We start from the raw sequence: 15,519 nt of genomic DNA, 5'->3' as shown, positions 1-15,519 counted from the left end.
ACCGTGCTCAAAGGCCGGACATATGGACGCAAGCGATCGAAAACGACGCAAAACAACCGTTGCAGGCAGGGCGCCGTCCACATATGGATCCCAGGGTCTCCGCGACGGAGCTTCGCTCCTGCTTCGCCCAGGGATGACGAGGGTGAGGGGTCTCGGCCAGCCTTACGGTCGTGCCTCAGCGCGTCAATTGCTGATTCATCCAAGGCGGTTAGCCGCCTTTTCTCCCGACCTGATTCAACGACCTCGCATAACGATCCAAACGAAAGGACCAAGCCATGGCCACGACGAAACTTCTGAGCGATGCCGAGGTGGAAAAAATCCCGGCGGTCAAGGCGGTATTCGACGACATCCGTGCGACGCGCAAATCCGATTTCGTCAACAATTTCTGGCGCGGGCTGGCCAATGATCCGGCGTCGCTGAAGCGGGTGTGGGAACAGCTCAAGGCGGTGATGGTCGCCGACAGCGCCATCGATCCGCTGACCAAGGAGATGATCTATATCGCCGTCTCGACCGCCAATGGCTGCTCCTATTGCGTCCATTCGCATACGGCGACAGCGCGGGCCAAGGGCATGACCGATGCGCAGCATGGCGAACTGGTCTCGATCATCGGGCTGGCCGGGCAGACCAACCAGATGGTCACCGCGATGCAGATACCGGTCGATCCGCAGTTCGAGGTGCGGTGAGGTGAGGCGCGGCGCCTTCCCTTCTCCCCTTGTGGGAGAAGGTGGCCGAGCGAAGCTCGGTCGGATGAGGGGTGCTGGACGGATCGCGGCCTTGGAGACGTAAGTGCTTCAAATCGCTGGGATTTTCTCCGCCGCGTTTCTTCCAGCACCCCTCATCCGTCTCGGCGCTACGCGCCGATCCACCTTCTCCCACAAGGGGAGAAGGGATGCGCGCTACACCGGCCGATAAACCTTCGCCGCAGTGTTCCAGAAGATATCCGCCTCGGCCGCCGTGCCGTGCTTGCCCACCGCTTCCCGATGCGCCTTGATCAACTCGGCATGGCTGGTCCACAGTTTCTCGATCGGGAAGTTCGAGCCGAACATCAGGTGGTTGCTGCCGAGGATGTCGATGGCGTTGTCGACGATATAGCCGATCAGCGCCGGGTCGTTGCGGTGGACGAAGGTGCCGAGGCCGGACAGCTTTGCATAGAGGTTGGGCGCCGCTGACAGCGTGCGCAGGCCTGCCTTCCAGGCCTCGGTGGTTTCGGGCTCCATGTCGGTCAGCATGCCGGCGTGGGTGAGAATGAAATTGGTCTCGGGGTTCTCGCCGACGAGCGTCAGCCCATCCTTCATCTGGGCGGGGAAAAGCTGCAGGTCGAAGGACAGGCCGTAATGCTTGAGCCGCGCGACATTGGCCCGCACCTTCGGGTCGATGACTTGATCGGCCGAGGCGGCGAAGCGGAAGGCCGGCGTTTGGTGCCAGTGCAGCTGCATGCGCACGCCGCGCAGCAGAGGGTATTTGATCAGCCGGTCGATCCGGGAACGCACGTCGTCCACGGTCATGTCGGCATAGCCGACGATGGCGTGCGGCCAGCCGGTTTCTTCCGCGGTCTTCTGCAGGAACGCGACCTCGTTCTCGAAATCCTCCTTGGCCCAGTTGGTCTGGACATAGACCGCCTTCTCGACGCCCGAGCCTTGCTGGTCGGCGAGGAATTCCTCGATCGGATAGTCGCGGCGGATCGGCTCGTAAGGGCCAAAGATGCGCGGCACCATCGGCCCGACCAGCCATGGCTGGTCCTTTTGGCGCCAGATGTGGAAATGCGCGTCGATCGCCTTCTGCATCACGAAACCCTCTTCCAGATTGCCGCGGCCGCCGGGGCGGGGCGGGCGAGCGACAGGATGAACTCTGTGAGGCCCGCGATGGACGAGCCGTCGACCAGGTCGTCGAGCACCGGCAGGATGGCGCGAAGTGCTGCCGTGGCCGGCCGAAAACGCGGATCGCCGGCCAGCGGCGTCGCCAGCGAAAGCCGAAAGGCGCGGGCGCTCAGCCGGCGCATCGCGGTCTCCAGCTCGGCATGATCGCCGCGCTCCAGGGCGTCGGACAGGATGATGATCGCCGCCCCGCGCGCAAAAGCGGAGAAGCGCGGCACCGATAGAAACGCGAGCAGCGTCGGTCCCATGCGGGTGCCGCCGTCCCAGTCGTCGACCTGGGCAGCGGCGCGGGCCAGCGCCTGATTGCGGTCGCGAATGCGCAGCGCCGAGGTGATACGGGTCAGCCGTGTGCCGAAAGTGAAGACCTCCGCCCGGTCGGCGCCTTGCACCGCCGCATGCGCCAGCTTGAGATAGTCCGATGTGTAGAGCTTCATCGAGCCGGACACGTCGATCAGCATGAGAAGCTTGCGCGGCACTGTCTGCCGCCGGCGCAGCAGCGGCGAGGGGATATCGCCGTCGGCACTGACGATTTCGCGCAGCGAGCGGCGCAGGTCGAGCTTGCCGCGGGCATTCGTGCGCACGGTGCGGAAGGAGCGGCGCGCGGGCAAAGCGGTGGCGAGCTTGCGGCGGAAGGCGGCAAGCCCGTCGCTGTCGCGCTGGAACTCGCGGACGCTCAACTGTTCGCTGGCCGAAGACAGTTCGCCGCCTTCCTCCTGGCGGAGCACTTCGATTTCCTCTTCGCTCGTTCCGCCATCGTCCTTGATCCGGGTTTCCTCGTCGGCCTCGCCTTCGACCAGCGCCGCGGCGTCCCCATAGAAATGGCTCCGGAAATGCGCCTCGAATTCGTCGCGGCGGTCGGGCGGCGGCGCCAGCGTGGCGAGGGCCGCTTCGCGGATGTCGGCCATCGAACGGGGACCGAGCAGGGTTACTGCCTGCATGAAGCCGGAGACCTGCTCCGGCGCGACAGCAAAGCCATAGCGGCGGAGCAGCCGGGCGAAGCCGAGGAACGGCGTGGTCGCACGGGGCAAACTTTCCGGACGCATCATTCCTTCGCGCCCCCCTCTGTCCTGCCGGACATCTCCCCCTCAAGGGGGGAGATCAGACATCTCGCCGGCTTTCGCCAATCTTCAACGTTGCAGAATTGAGCGGAGCGCCCAAGCTGCCAATCTCCCCCCTTGAGGGGGAGATGTCCGGCAGGACAGAGGGGGGCGCTGTCCCGCCAGCGTCGCGCACTAGCCCTGGGGTATCGCGCTAGCGCGCTTCGATCGTGCATCACGCCAGCGCCTCCTCGACAATCTTGCCGAGCTCGGGCGCGATGCAGGAAAGGTCCTCCTCATCCTTGATCAGCACGCCGATGGCGCGGCGGAAGGCTTCCGGCCAGGGGCTGCCGCCCTTTTCGAGGATGGTGGCGGCGTTGGCCCATTCGACCGCCTCGGCGATGCCTGGCGGCTTGGCCAGCGGACGCGCGCGGATGTCGCGCACGGCGGAAGCCACGGCGCGGGCCGTGGCCTCGGCGACGTCGCCGGCGCGCAGCATGATGATCTCGGCCTCGCGAATGGCGTCGGGATAGGTGATCCAGTGATAGACGCAGCGCCGCCGCAGCGCTTCCGCCAGTTCACGGGTGCGGTTCGAGGTCAGGATGACGATCGGCTGCGCCGTCGCGCGAATGGTGCCGCGCTCGGGAATACTGATTTGGAAATCGGACAGGAATTCCAACAGCAGCGCTTCGAATTCATGGTCGGACCGGTCGATTTCGTCGACCAGCAGCACGCGTTTTTCCGGTGCCTTCAGCACCTGCAGCAGCGGCCGCGCGATAAGGAAACGGTCGTCATAGATGTCGACCTCGTGCTCGCCGGCATGGCGGATGGCGAGCAGCTGGCGCTGGTAGTTCCACTCGTATAGCGCATGTGCGGCGTCGATGCCTTCATAGCATTGCAGCCGCACCAGATCGCGCCCGAGCAGTTCGGCTATCGCCTTCGCCGCTTCGGTCTTGCCGACGCCGGGCGCGCCTTCGAGCAGCAGCGGCTTGCCCAGCCGGATCGCCAGGAAGATTGCGGTGGCCAGGCTTTCATCGGCGAGATAGTGCGAGGCGGCGAGGCGGGACGCCACCGCCTCCGGCGAGGTCGCGACTGTCTCTGCGCTTGAAGTCCGGGCGCTTCTCTTGGGCATTTCCAGCACTCAGTTCGGGGCTTGCGCCTTCAGCGCCCGCAGGATGCGCTCCGGCGTGATCGGCAGCGTGTCGATGCGCACGCCCACGGCGTCGAAGACGGCATTGGCGACCGCCGGGATCTGCGGGTTGGCGCACATTTCGCCCGGCCCCTTGGCGCCATACGGCCCGTCCGCCGAGGGCCGTTCCAGCACGATGATCTCGGTTTGAGCGAGATCCCCAGGACCCGGCATCAGATATTGGTTGAAGTCGGTGCCGCCATGGTCGCGATTGGGATAATAGGGTTCGGTCGTTTCGTAGAGCGCATGGCTGATGCCCATCCACGAGCCTCCGACGAGCTGCTGCTCGACCATTTTCGGGTTCAGCGCGCGGCCGATCTCAAAGACGTTCTTCACGGTCAGCACGGTGACCTCGCCGGTCTCGTCGTCGACCTCGACCTCGGCAACCGTGCAGGCGTGGGCGTAGCAGGTCGACGGCTTCATCGCGCCGGTTTCCTTTTCGGGATAGGAGCGCGGGATCAAAAACATGCCGCGGCCGGAAATCGAACGGCCGCGCTTGAAATGCGCCGACAGCGCGACATCGAAGATCGAGATCGATTTCTGCGGCGCGCCCTTGACCAGGATGTTGCCCTGGCCGTCGGTCTCAAGGTCGGACGCATTCACCTCCAGCTCCTCGGCCGCCACTTCCAGCATCACCTGGCGGGTTTCCCTGGCCGCCTGGATAACCGCATTGCCGGCGCGGTGCGTGCCGCGCGAGGCGAAGGTGCCCATGCAATGCGGGCCGGTGTCGGTGTCGGCGGTGTCGACGACGACGCGGTCGGTCGGCACGCCGATCGTCTCGGCGCAGATCTGCGCCATGATCTGCTTCATGCCCTGGCCGAGGTCGACGCTCGACAGCGTGACCATGAAATTGCCGGTCGGCGTCGAATGCACCAGCGCCTGCGTTGGGTCGCCGCCGAGATTCATGCCGGTCGGATAATTGATCGCGGCAACGCCGCGTCCGCGCCTGATCGCCATCTCAAACTCCCTTCGCGTAAGACGACATCGCCATGAATTTTTCTGCCATCGGCCAATTGGCGGCGCGCGAGGCTTCCTGCATGCACTCGATCAGCGCAGCACCCTCGGTCGGCTGCCGATGTGCTTTCATGTCGCCATCGCGATAGGCGTTGATGAAACGGAATTCGAGCGGGTCCATGCCGATCAGCCGGGCGAGCTTGTCCATCTGCACCTCCAGCGCGAAATCGCCGATGGTGACGCCGAAGCCACGCATCGCCGAGGAGGGGGTGCGGTTGGTGTAGACGCAGTAGGTGTCGATCCAGACGTTCGGGATCGTATAGGGGCCGGGATAATGGCCGGCGCCCTTCTGCGCGCCGTAGGGCGAATGGCGCGAATAGGCGCCGGCGTCGGTGTAGCCCGTGACTTTACGCGCGACGATGCGGCCGTCGTTCATGACGCCGTCCTTGATGACGACTTTCTCGGCGGCGCGCGGCGAGGAAATCTGCATCTCTTCCTCGCGGCTGTAGATAAAACAGACCGGTCGTCCTGTTATTTTGGCGCCAAGGATGGCGATCGGCTCGACGATGACGTCGACCTTGCCGCCAAAGCCGCCGCCGACAGTGCCGCCGACGAAATGCAGCTTGGTGCCGGGCATCTGCAGGATGATCGAGGCGTTATCGAGAGTGAAGAACATCGCCTGCGTGTTGGTGTAGCAGGTGAAGCGGTCGTTACCCTCGGGTGCGACGATGCAGCCGGTCGTCTCGGTCGGCGCATGCTCGATCGGTGAAGACTGGTAGGTCTGTTCGAGCACGTGGTCGGCCTCGGCGAAGCCGGCTTCGACATCGCCGAAGCGCACCTTGCGGCATTCGCCGCTATCGTAGAGGTAATAATTCCGGCCGTGATATTCATTGACGATCGGCGCGCCGGGCTTCAGCGCTTCGTCCATGTCGAAGACGGCGGGCAGCACTTCGTAGTCGACCTTGACCTTGGCGGCGGCTTCCTGGGCGGCACGCTCGGTCTCGGCCAGCACCGCGACCACCGCCTCGCCCTTCCAGCGCACCTTGCCGTCGGCCAGCACCGTCTCGTCCTCCGGCCCGATCTGGATCAGGATCAGGATGGTGTAGACATTGTGCGGCACATCCTTGGCGGTCAGCACCTTGACGACGCCGGGGTGCTTTTCCGCCTCTGACGTATCGATGCTGCGGATGCGGGCGTGATGATGCGGGCTGCGCACCATCTTCAGGTGCAGCATGCCGGGAAAATTGCGGTCGGCGAAATAGGCGGTCTTGCCGGTGACATGGCCGGGCGAATCCGAACGCGGCCGCGGCTGGCCGATCTCGTGCAGATCGTCCTTGCGCTGGTCGGCAAAGTAGCTCTTGCGGAGTTCCATCTTTTTGACTCCCCTCAAGCCGCGTTCTGCGAATTGGAGCGCGCGGCGCTCAGCACCGCCTGGATGATCGGTTCGTAGCCGGTGCAGCGGCAAATATTGCCGGACAGTGCCTCGACCACATCCTCGCGGCTGGGGTTCGGCGTGTGATCCAGCAGCACCTTGGCGGCCATGATCATGCCCGGCGTGCAGAAACCGCATTGGGTGGCGAAAGCATCGAGGAAAGCGCGTTGCAGCGGATGCAGCACGCCGCCTTCCGCCAGTCCCGAGGTGGTGGTGACGGTTGCGCCATTGCAGGTCTCGGCCAGCGTCAGGCAGGACAGCCTGAGCTCGCCGTCGATGATGACCGAGCAGGCGCCGCAAGTGCCTTGATGGCAGCCGCCCTTCGGCGAGGTGTCGCCGATCTTGTCGCGCAACGCATGAAGCAGCGTCGTGCCGCTGTCGATGAACTCGGCTTTCTCCGCACCATTGAGCGTGAACTGAATCGGGACCTTTGCCATCTTTTTACTCCTTGCGCCGCAGCCAGGCGGACATATGCGCCACGGTCTTTCAGGCGAGCAGCAGCCGGCCGAGATGGACCGGCAGGACTTCGTTGCGATACCAGGCGCTGGCGATCGGATCGGTTGGCGGCGAAGTGCCGTCGCGGGCAACGGCCAGTGCCGGTGCGATGCCCTCGCTGGTGAGTTTCCGGCCAATCAGGGCCTTCTCCGCCGCCCTGGCACGGATCGGCCGGTCGGCCATGCAGCCGAGCGCGATCCGAGCTGACGTGACAGTGCCGTCCGGCGCCTGTTCCAGCACGGTGGCGATGCTCAGCACCGAAATGCCCTTTGGCTTGACCCGCGACACTTTCAGGAAGCGAAAGCCGCCTTCGGTCGGAAGCGTGAAGCCGACCGCGGTGACGATAGCGTCATTGCTCTCGCGCCTTGCCAGGAATGTCTCGATCGGCAGCTCGCCGTCGCTGGTGCTGACCGTTGCGTCCAGAGCCAGCAGCGCAACGGTGAAATCGCCGTAAGGCGTTGGCGCGAAGAGATTGCCGCCGACGCTCGCCATGTTGCGGATCGCCGGGCCGCCGACGGCGCGCGCGGCGTGGGCCAGCGGGGCGAGATCCGGATGGCGGGCGATCGCCGCCATGGTCACCGAAGCGCCGATGCGGACCTCGCCGCCGGAAATGTGGATAACCGACAGCGCCGGTTCGGTCGACCTGACGAAACCGGAGATCGACACGTCGCCTTCATTGGCGGCGCGCACGACCAACGTGCCGCCACCGAGGTAGCGGGTGCCGGCGGCTTTCAGCGCCGCGCCGGCGTCCTTCACCGTCGCGAAAGTCTGCAATGCAAGCGTCATGGAACGCTCCCTTTACGCCTGGCTCTGGCCGGCAAAATGGGCCTTCAGGGCGTTGAAGCCGCCCTGGAAGACGTTGGCGCCCATGCCTTCGGCCAGCTTGTCGGCTTCCTCTGGGGGCGCGTCGAAGCTGGCGGTCCATTCGGCATAGGTGCGGTCGCCGTCGGTCACCCGCCGCAACTGCAGCGTCGCCTTGTGGTTGGTCAGCGGCTGCGGCGTCTCCAGGATGGCGTAGCTGACGAGGAAGTTCTCGTCGGAGAAATCGAGCAGCTTTTCGCGCAGGCGGGCGCCGCTGGCGAGCTGGAAATTGCGCACGCAGCCGATCGTGCCGGCATCCTTGCCGTCCTCGATATGGCTTTCGACCATGCGCGGGTGCCAGGTCGGCAGGCCGTTGAAGTCGCGTATGCGCGCCCAGACCTTTTCGACCGGTGCGTCGATGACGCTGGAGATGGTGACTTTCGCCATATGATCGTTCCCTTGCAAATCAGCTGCTTGGGAGGGTAGGGCGGCAGGCTCGGCAGCGCTTATCAATGCGTCTTGAACGCCTATCAAATAGTCTGAAAAACGGGCGCTCAGCTGATCGCCCGCGCCGCTTCGCGGTAAAGCGTCGGCGGGACGCCGACATGGTCGCGGAAGAAGCGCGAGAAATTGCCTTGCGTGGTGAAGCCGAGATTGCAGGCGACCGAGATCAGCGGCTCCTGCGACCACTGTAACTGCCGCACCGCTTCCTCCATGCGCAGCGTGTTCCAATAGACGTTGGGCGTCAGATTGGTCTGTTCCTTGAACAGTGCGAAGAAATGCGGCCGCGACAGGCCGACGCTGCGCGCCACGTCGTCGAAGCAGATGCGCTCGCAGACATTGGCTTTCATCAGCTGGATCGCCTTGCGGACGCGGAAATCCTGCATGGTGCTGACGCGGGCACGCACGGTCTGCGGTGCGGACGCGTCGGCGGCATCGAGCACGCTGTCGATGAAGCGCTCGATCTCGTAATTGGCGATGTCGTCGATGCTCTCATTGTCGCTGAGATGGTCGAGAAGGTTGGCCGCTGCCTTGTGCAGCCAAGGCTCGAGCGTGATTGCGGGAGTGGAGAACAGCGGCGCGGCGGAAGGCAGCTCGCGGCGCCTTCGAGCCCAGTCCGGATCGATGTAAAAGGCGAGGAACAGGCCGGGCGTGCCGTCGCGGGACAGAGCGTGGCTGTGCGGCTGGAAGGAATTGATGCCGGCGGCGGTGCCCGGTCCAAGCCGCACCGTCTCGCGGCCGATGGTCATCTCGCCGGCGGTGCCTTCCAGCCAGATGATGATATGCGCCTCGACGTGGGCATGGGTGACGAAGTCGCTGGCGACGTTCAGGACAGAAACATGTCCGAACCGGCCCCAGTAGAGCCTGATCGCTTCCGTCATGGGTATATCCTCCCGCAGGCGACTGGCCTCCCTTCGCCTGCTGCGAGCGATTGTGCGGCGCAGTTCGGGCTTGCGTCAAGACGCATGTGCACGTCCGGGCGCCGGCCATGCGCCGCAGCGGCGGATTATCAGACCCGGCGATAGGAGCGCGTCCCCTTCTCCCCCTGTGGGAGAAGGTGGATCGGCGCGCTAGCGCCGAGACGGTTGAGGGGTGTTGGAAGAAATGAGGCGATGCCAAACTGGAGCACCCCTCATCCGTCGCCTTCGGCGACACCTTCTCCCACAAGGGGAGAAGGGGGAGGCTGCGCTTGAACGTCAGTCGTTGCGCCTGAAATTGCGGATGCGGTCGAACAGCACGGCGAGCAGGATGGCGCCGCCGATGAACACGCCTTGCCAGAAGGCATTGATGCCGAGCAGGCCGAGGCTGTTGCGGATGACCTCGATCAGCGCCGCGCCGACGACCGCGCCGAAGGCGGTGCCCATGCCGCCGGCCAGGTTGGCGCCGCCGATGACGGTGGCGGCGATCACCTGAAGCTCCATGCCGTTGCCGAGATTGGTGGTGACCGCGCCCAGCCAGCCGGTCTGGATGATGCCGGCAAGGCCAGCCGCCAGTGCCGAGATCATGTAGACGACGACCTTGATCTGGCGCACCGGAACGCCGGTCAGCGTTGCCGCATGCTCGTTGCCGCCAATGGCGAAGATGTGCCGGCCGAATTTCGTCCAGCGCAGTACAAAGCCGGTGATCAACGCCAGCACGATCATGTAAAGCACCGGATTGGCGATGCCGAACACCCAGGCGCCGCCGCCCAGCGCCAGCAGCTTGTCGTGATCCGGCCCGAACTGGAAGACGACGGTGTTGTTGGAGGCGACCATGGCTAGGCTGCGCGCAATCGACAGCATGCCGAGCGTCACCACGAAGGGCGGGAAGCCGAGATAGGCGATCAGAACCCCGTTGAAGGCGCCGATGATCAGCGCCGTCGCGATCGCAGCGCCAATGCCGATCTCGATGCCGTAGCCGGCATGCATGGTGACGGCCAGCACCATCGAGCACAGGCAAAGCACCGAGCCGACCGACAGGTCGATACCGCCGGTGATGATGACGAAGGTCATGCCGAGCGCCACGATGGCGACGAAGGTGACGTTGCGGGTGATGTTGTAGAGGTTCTTGGTCGTGGCGAAGGAATCCGTGGCCACCGACAGGAACAGGCAGGCGAGGATGACCGCGATCACCACCCAGAAGGTCTGGCTGGCAAACACCTTGCTCAGCAAGGTGTGCTGCTTGTGCGCGATCGTCTGATCAAGGGTGACTGCCATTATCGACCTTTTTTACTCATGGTTGAGGCGTCAATCATACCTGTTCGATGGCGCCGGTGATGAGCCCGGTGACTTCTTCCGGCGAACTCGATGCGATCGTCTTGTCGGCGACCTTGCGGCCGCGCCGCATGACGATGACGCGGTCGGCGACGTCAAAGACGTCGGGCATGCGGTGGCTGATCAGCACGACGGCGATGCCCTGGTCGCGCAAATGGCGGATCAGGTTCAGCACCTCGGCGACCTGGCGCACCGAGATCGCCGCGGTCGGCTCGTCCATCAGCACGATCTTGGCCTGCGAAAGCATGGTGCGGGCGATCGCCACCGCCTGCCGCTGGCCGCCCGACATTTGCTTGACCAGGTCGCGCGGGCGCGTTTCGGATTTCAGCTCGGCGAAGATCTGGCCGGCGCGCTTGTACATCGCGGCATAGTCGAGGATGCGAAGCGGCCCGAGGCCGCGGCGCAATTCACGGCCGAGATAGACGTTGGCGGCGGCCGTCAGATTGTTGCACAGTGCCAGGTCCTGATGGACGATTTCGATGCCGTGCTGGCGCGCCTCGACCGGCTTGTGCAGGATCAGCTCCTTGCCGTCCATCTGCATCGTGCCATGGCTCGGCGGGAAATTGCCGGCGATCATCTTGACCAGCGTCGACTTGCCGGCGCCGTTGTCGCCCATCAGGCCGACAACCTGTCCGGCCTCGATCGACAACGAAACGTCGTTGACCGCCTGGATGGCGCCAAAATGCTTCGAGATGTTGGTGAGTTCGAGAACCGCCACCAGCCTTCTTGCCTCCCCGTGCTTTGCGGCCTGCGGTTCTGCCGCGGCCATTCGCTCTCCCCAGTTCCTCCCGGAAGCAGCGATTTTGCCCATTTACGCATAAGCCTCCTTGGCGTCAACCACGGCTTCTTTCGAAAAATCAGTTTTGTAGGACAAATAGCATTGACGTCGGTGACAAGGCGATATTAGCTAAGTGTCGGAGGAGCTTGCGCCGAGCCACCGGGTTGCCGGAAGGAATCGGTGAGGGTTTGTCGGTCAGGGATCTGGCAACCAGCGATATCTGTCGGTGCCGGTCTGAGACTGAATATGAAAATGCTTATCGACCTGGCTTGGCGACACGAGTGCGACGTCCTCTGTCATCTTGCTCCGGGTCGATCTGTGTGTGGCGGGCACGCCGTGTCCGTTTGTTTCAAAGGGAGGACTGACATGAGGAAATCACTATTGCTCGCTGCCGCCGCCGTCATGGCGCTGGGTGCCGGGCCGGCCATGGCCAAGAAACAGCTCGTCATCGTCGTGAAGGGTCTCGACAATCCATTCTTCGAGGCCATCCACCAGGGTTGCGAGAAATGGAACAAGGAAAACGCCAGCTCGGAATATGAGTGCTTCTACACCGGACCGGCATCGACCTCGGATGAGGCCGGTGAAGCCCAGATCGTCCAGGACATGCTGAGCAAGCCCGATACGGTGGCAATGGCGATTTCGCCGTCGAACGCGCCGCTGATCGCGCAGACGATCAAAAGCGCCAATCCGTCGATCCCGATCATGACCCTCGACGCCGACCTCAGCAAGGAAGATGCGGCGCTGCGCAAGACCTATCTCGGCACCGACAATTACCTGATGGGTCACAAGATCGGCGAATACATCAAGAAGGCCAAGCCGAATGGCGGCAAGATCTGCACCATCGAAGGCAATCCGGCGGCCGACAACATCCTGCGCCGCGCGCAGGGCATGCGTGACGCGCTTTCGGGCAAGGACGGCCTCGCGGCGCTGGCAGGGGAAGGCGGCTGGACGGAAGTTGCCGGCTGCCCGGTGTTCACCAATGACGACGGCGCCAAGGGCGTGCAGGCGATGACCGACATCCTCGCCGCCAATCCCGATCTCGATGCCTTCGGCATCATGGGCGGCTGGCCGCTGTTCGGCGCTCCGCAGCCCTACCGCGACCTGTTCAAGCCGATGGCCGACAAGATCGCCAGCAACGCCTTCGTCATCGGCGCCGCCGACACGATCGGCGACGAGGTGGCGATTGCCCGTGACGGACTGGTGACCGCGCTGGTTGGCCAGCGGCCGTTCGAGATGGGCTACAAGGCGCCCTCGGTGATGATCGACCTGGTCGACGGCAAGCCGGTCGCCGATCCGGTGTTCACCGGTCTCGACGAATGCACCAAGGACACCGTCGACACCTGCATCCAGAAGTAGGTTCGCAGTTTCGGGGCGCCCGTCGGGCGCCCCGTTACGCATCGTCCATACAAACGCACGAGGCGACGCTGCTTTGGAGCGTAGGCCGCTGCTTTGTCGTGCCCTGAATTCAGGCTTTCGACAAGAAGCTGCCGGGGAATACGAATGCCGGACGCGACATCAAAAAAGCGACCCGCCAAGTTGAAGGCAGAGCCTGGGCGGCCGGCCGGCGTTCGGCGTGCGGACGCCGCACATTTTCCCGGCTCGAGCGTGCATGCCTCGCTCGCCAATGAAATCGGGCTGAGGATCGTGCGCGGCGACTATCCGCCGGGAACCATCCTGCCCAACGAAGCCAAATGGTCGGAGACCTTCGACGTCAGCCGCTCGGCGGTGCGCGAAGCCATCAAAATGCTGATGGCGAAGAGCCTATTGGCGTCACGCCCGAAAATCGGCAGCTGGGTCGAGCCGAAGGAACGCTGGAACCTGCTCGATCGCGACGTGCTGGCCTGGTACGCGACCTCGCCGGACCGCGAGGTGTTCCTCAGGACCGTGCAGGAATTCCGCCACATCATCGAGCCGGAGGCCAGCGCCTTTGCCGCGATGCGGCGCACCGACGAGCAGATGGCCGAGATCAGCCAGGCCTGCCGCGAGATGGGCGAGGCGACCAACCTGCAGGAGCGCACGCGCGCCGACACGCGGTTTCATCTCGCCATCCTGCGCGCCTCGGGCAACGATCTGCTGGTGCCGCTCGGCGTGCTGATCGAATCGGCGCTCGACCATTTGTTCCAGTTCGTCACCCGCGAGACCAGCGATCAGCGGCGGGCGCAGGCACTGCACGAGGCGATCGAGAAGAACATCCGCCTGCAGCGACCGGCTGCAGCCCGTGCCGCGGTGCACAGGCTTCTCGCCAACACCGACGACGTTATCGGCCGGTCGCGGCGGTGATGGTTGCACAGGGCGGTGTTGCTCCAAACGATTGCAAAACTCGCATTCCTTCGCGCCCCCTCTGTCCTGCCGGACATCTCGCCCACGAGGGGGCCATCGCAGATAGCAAGCCGAGGCTTTCGCTCTACGACGTACCCCCACCCCTAACCCCTCCCCACAAGGGGGAGGGAGACTTCCGTTGGCGCTGACCTCGGCAAATTGCCTGCCTTTCGGCGCCAAAAGGGGAAGTGAGGGCGCGCGGCAGCGTTCCCTCCCCCTTGTGGGGAGGGTTAGGGTGGGGGTCCATCTTCGTAAGAATCCAAATGCGATTGCCCAGCGCAACAGAGGGGGGAGATTGGATGCCATTTCGGCTGTCGCTGATCATCAACGCTAGGCAATGAGGGCGGCGACCTCGGGTGGGACAGGAATTCGGACTTTTTTGCCTTCGCAGCTATTTTGTTCTTGCTTTGTGCCGGCAGCTATGCTACTAATTTGGGTATGGTGCCAATTGGCTCCAACGACCCGCCCGCCGAGGCGGTTTTTTTGTTTTTGGCTTCTTCCGATCGGAAGTGCGCGTGCTTTGGTGCACAGACTTCTCGCCGATACCAACGTTATCGGCCGGTTTCGGCGCTGATTCGATCGTTTCTCGGCCAACTGCGTGTAAGTCGGGTCAACCAGCAACGAAGGTCGATCATTCCCGTTAGTCGCAAATCGCAAATTTAGGAGATTAGCCGAAACCCTCCCTTCGTCATCCCAGGGTCTGCGCGACGTCGCTTCGCTCCTGCTCCGCCCTGGGAGGACGAAGGTGTGGTGTCATATGCTAATCGCCAGCGTTGGAGATTGGCGGATGTAGCTGGTCGGCAGCGAACGTTTGCAGTTGCGACACTCCCAGGCGTTAATCCCAACGTTCTCAGATCGTCTGCTTTTTCCCATCTTTTGTCGGCACCAGGTCGACGCCGTTGACCTTGCCGATATGCGTCGCCAGCATCGGTACATATTGATCGGCGGGGCCGGTGGCGAAGGCGCCGGCGAAGGCGTTCTTGGTGGCGTTGCCGAGCGGGTTGGCGATGCCGGCAGCACCCGCCATCGATTCGAGATAGGTGAGATCCTTGAAGGCGTTGGCGATGGTGAATTTGTGCGCGTCGCGGTCGCCTTCCAGCGTCCAGCGCATGAAGGTCTGGTAGAAGCCGCAGTCCATGCGGCCGTTGCGGATGACGCTGTCGAAGCGCGGCGGCGAGATGCCGACCTTCTGCGCCAGCGCCAGCGCCTCGGAATAGATCGCGGCGTAGCCGAGCGAGATGAAATTGTTGAGCAACTTCATGCGATGGCCGTCGCCGGTGTCGCCGATATGGACGATGCGCCCGGCCCAGGTTTCGAGCACCGGCTTCAGCCGGGCAAAGACCGCATCGGGCGCGCCGACCATGGCATCGAGCGTGCCTTCCCAGGCCTCCTTCGGCGTGCGGCTGAGCGGGGCATCGACATAGTCGACGCCGAGCCCCTTGAGTTCGGCGGCCAGCGCCACCGTCGAGACAGGATCCGAGGTCGAGCAGTCGACGACGACCGATCCCGGCTTCAGGCCTTCCTTGAGGCCGCCTGGGCCGCGGATGATGGCTTCGACCTCGCGCGAGCCGGTGACGCAGATGAAGACAACCGTCGATCCCGCCGCGACGTCGCGCGAGGTCGCCGCTTCCCTGGCGCCGCGGCCGAGCAGGTCTTCCGCCGGCGTGCGGTTCTTGCGGCCGAGAAACGTCAGCGGATAACCCTTGTCGACGATGTTCTTCGCGATCCCGTGCCCCATCAGGCCAAGCCCGATGAAGCCGATCTTTTCGCTCGCGGCAGTCGTGTTCATGTCGTTTCGTCCTATTTGCACTGGTGGATGACGGCGCTGCACATTGCCGGCGAATTGTTGAAGCGGGTTTTTGCCGCTCGCTGTGGCAGGCGATTGCA

15 protein-coding genes are annotated in these 15,519 nt (G+C 64.0%); 3 read left to right on the top strand and 12 right to left on the bottom strand.

Annotated elements, in window-relative coordinates; translation table 11 throughout:
- Positions 1 to 275: 275 nt before the first annotated feature.
- Positions 276 to 683 (top strand): carboxymuconolactone decarboxylase family protein, encoded by a 408-nt coding sequence (locus NKH93_RS26485; RefSeq protein ID WP_352542966.1) that lies wholly within the window; start codon positions 276 to 278, stop codon positions 681 to 683.
- Between the two features lie 213 nt (positions 684 to 896).
- On the opposite strand, the gene NKH93_RS26480 is transcribed toward NKH93_RS26485, so the two are convergent.
- The 11 genes from NKH93_RS26480 to NKH93_RS26430 form a co-directional block, all read right to left on the bottom strand.
- A complete protein-coding gene (locus NKH93_RS26480; protein WP_352823470.1) occupies positions 897 to 1,784 on the bottom strand; it encodes an amidohydrolase family protein in 888 nt (295 codons plus the stop codon).
- Positions 1,784 to 2,920, bottom strand: a complete 1,137-nt coding sequence (locus NKH93_RS26475) for a vWA domain-containing protein (protein ID WP_352973531.1) — start codon at positions 2,918 to 2,920, stop codon at positions 1,784 to 1,786. The genes NKH93_RS26480 and NKH93_RS26475 overlap by 1 nt, the downstream gene beginning before the upstream one ends.
- A 226-nt stretch (positions 2,921 to 3,146) precedes the next feature.
- Positions 3,147 to 4,043, bottom strand: a complete 897-nt coding sequence (locus NKH93_RS26470) for an AAA family ATPase (RefSeq protein WP_352823464.1) — start codon at positions 4,041 to 4,043, stop codon at positions 3,147 to 3,149.
- 9 nt (positions 4,044 to 4,052) lie between these two features.
- Positions 4,053 to 5,057, bottom strand: a complete 1,005-nt coding sequence (locus NKH93_RS26465; RefSeq protein ID WP_352973528.1) for a xanthine dehydrogenase family protein molybdopterin-binding subunit — start codon at positions 5,055 to 5,057, stop codon at positions 4,053 to 4,055.
- Position 5,058: 1 nt separating this feature from the next.
- Positions 5,059 to 6,426, bottom strand: a complete 1,368-nt coding sequence (locus NKH93_RS26460; RefSeq protein WP_352973525.1) for a xanthine dehydrogenase family protein molybdopterin-binding subunit — start codon at positions 6,424 to 6,426, stop codon at positions 5,059 to 5,061.
- A 14-nt stretch (positions 6,427 to 6,440) separates the two neighbouring features.
- A complete protein-coding gene (locus NKH93_RS26455; protein ID WP_352852009.1) occupies positions 6,441 to 6,923 on the bottom strand; it encodes a (2Fe-2S)-binding protein in 483 nt (160 codons plus the stop codon).
- A gap of 49 nt (positions 6,924 to 6,972) precedes the next feature.
- Positions 6,973 to 7,767: an FAD binding domain-containing protein gene (locus tag NKH93_RS26450; RefSeq protein WP_352684797.1), complete on the bottom strand. Its 795-nt coding sequence runs from the start codon at positions 7,765 to 7,767 to the stop codon at positions 6,973 to 6,975.
- A 12-nt stretch (positions 7,768 to 7,779) separates the two neighbouring features.
- Entirely contained in the window at positions 7,780 to 8,229 is a 450-nt protein-coding gene (locus NKH93_RS26445) for an SRPBCC family protein (RefSeq protein ID WP_352684795.1), read from the bottom strand.
- Between the two features lie 107 nt (positions 8,230 to 8,336).
- Positions 8,337 to 9,164 carry an AraC family transcriptional regulator gene (locus NKH93_RS26440; RefSeq protein ID WP_352922127.1) on the bottom strand — a complete coding sequence of 276 codons (828 nt, stop codon included), beginning with the start codon at positions 9,162 to 9,164 and terminating at the stop codon, positions 8,337 to 8,339.
- Between the two features lie 315 nt (positions 9,165 to 9,479).
- The gene (locus NKH93_RS26435; RefSeq protein ID WP_254820532.1) at positions 9,480 to 10,478 is read right to left on the bottom strand and encodes an ABC transporter permease; all 999 of its coding nucleotides are present in this window, start codon (positions 10,476 to 10,478) and stop codon (positions 9,480 to 9,482) included.
- A 34-nt stretch (positions 10,479 to 10,512) separates the two neighbouring features.
- Positions 10,513 to 11,253: an ATP-binding cassette domain-containing protein gene (locus NKH93_RS26430; RefSeq protein WP_023675804.1), complete on the bottom strand. Its 741-nt coding sequence runs from the start codon at positions 11,251 to 11,253 to the stop codon at positions 10,513 to 10,515.
- A gap of 426 nt (positions 11,254 to 11,679) precedes the next feature.
- On the opposite strand from NKH93_RS26430, the gene NKH93_RS26425 reads away from it, so the two are divergent.
- Both NKH93_RS26425 and NKH93_RS26420 read left to right on the top strand, forming a co-directional pair.
- Positions 11,680 to 12,669: a sugar-binding protein gene (locus tag NKH93_RS26425; RefSeq protein ID WP_023675805.1), complete on the top strand. Its 990-nt coding sequence runs from the start codon at positions 11,680 to 11,682 to the stop codon at positions 12,667 to 12,669.
- Positions 12,670 to 12,813: 144 nt separating this feature from the next.
- Positions 12,814 to 13,593, top strand: a complete 780-nt coding sequence (locus NKH93_RS26420; RefSeq protein WP_352774458.1) for a FadR/GntR family transcriptional regulator — start codon at positions 12,814 to 12,816, stop codon at positions 13,591 to 13,593.
- Positions 13,594 to 14,482: 889 nt separating this feature from the next.
- Here NKH93_RS26420 and NKH93_RS26415 read toward each other — a convergent pair.
- A complete protein-coding gene (locus NKH93_RS26415) occupies positions 14,483 to 15,421 on the bottom strand; it encodes an NAD(P)-dependent oxidoreductase (RefSeq protein ID WP_352973514.1) in 939 nt (312 codons plus the stop codon).
- Positions 15,422 to 15,519 lie beyond the last annotated feature (98 nt).

It is taken from the genome of Mesorhizobium sp. M0954, from assembly GCF_040319155.1.
Lineage (GTDB): Bacteria > Pseudomonadota > Alphaproteobacteria > Rhizobiales > Rhizobiaceae > Mesorhizobium.
The sequence above is the reverse complement of the archived record's forward strand: the minus strand, read 5'-3'. Positions and strand labels throughout refer to the sequence as shown.

Coding starts and splice junctions, on each gene's coding strand:
- NKH93_RS26485 (WP_352542966.1), top strand. CDS start 276: ATGGCCACGACGAAACTTCTGAGCGATGCCGAGGTGGAAAAAATCCCG.
- NKH93_RS26420 (WP_352774458.1), top strand. CDS start 12,814: ATGCCGGACGCGACATCAAAAAAGCGACCCGCCAAGTTGAAGGCAGAG.
- NKH93_RS26460 (WP_352973525.1), bottom strand. CDS start 6,426: ATGGAACTCCGCAAGAGCTACTTTGCCGACCAGCGCAAGGACGATCTG.
- NKH93_RS26445 (WP_352684795.1), bottom strand. CDS start 8,229: ATGGCGAAAGTCACCATCTCCAGCGTCATCGACGCACCGGTCGAAAAG.
- NKH93_RS26415 (WP_352973514.1), bottom strand. CDS start 15,421: ATGAACACGACTGCCGCGAGCGAAAAGATCGGCTTCATCGGGCTTGGC.
- NKH93_RS26440 (WP_352922127.1), bottom strand. CDS start 9,164: ATGACGGAAGCGATCAGGCTCTACTGGGGCCGGTTCGGACATGTTTCT.
- NKH93_RS26425 (WP_023675805.1), top strand. CDS start 11,680: ATGAGGAAATCACTATTGCTCGCTGCCGCCGCCGTCATGGCGCTGGGT.
- NKH93_RS26470 (WP_352823464.1), bottom strand. CDS start 4,043: ATGCCCAAGAGAAGCGCCCGGACTTCAAGCGCAGAGACAGTCGCGACC.
- NKH93_RS26435 (WP_254820532.1), bottom strand. CDS start 10,478: ATGGCAGTCACCCTTGATCAGACGATCGCGCACAAGCAGCACACCTTG.
- NKH93_RS26475 (WP_352973531.1), bottom strand. CDS start 2,920: ATGATGCGTCCGGAAAGTTTGCCCCGTGCGACCACGCCGTTCCTCGGC.
- NKH93_RS26480 (WP_352823470.1), bottom strand. CDS start 1,784: ATGCAGAAGGCGATCGACGCGCATTTCCACATCTGGCGCCAAAAGGAC.
- NKH93_RS26450 (WP_352684797.1), bottom strand. CDS start 7,767: ATGACGCTTGCATTGCAGACTTTCGCGACGGTGAAGGACGCCGGCGCG.
- NKH93_RS26455 (WP_352852009.1), bottom strand. CDS start 6,923: ATGGCAAAGGTCCCGATTCAGTTCACGCTCAATGGTGCGGAGAAAGCC.
- NKH93_RS26465 (WP_352973528.1), bottom strand. CDS start 5,057: ATGGCGATCAGGCGCGGACGCGGCGTTGCCGCGATCAATTATCCGACC.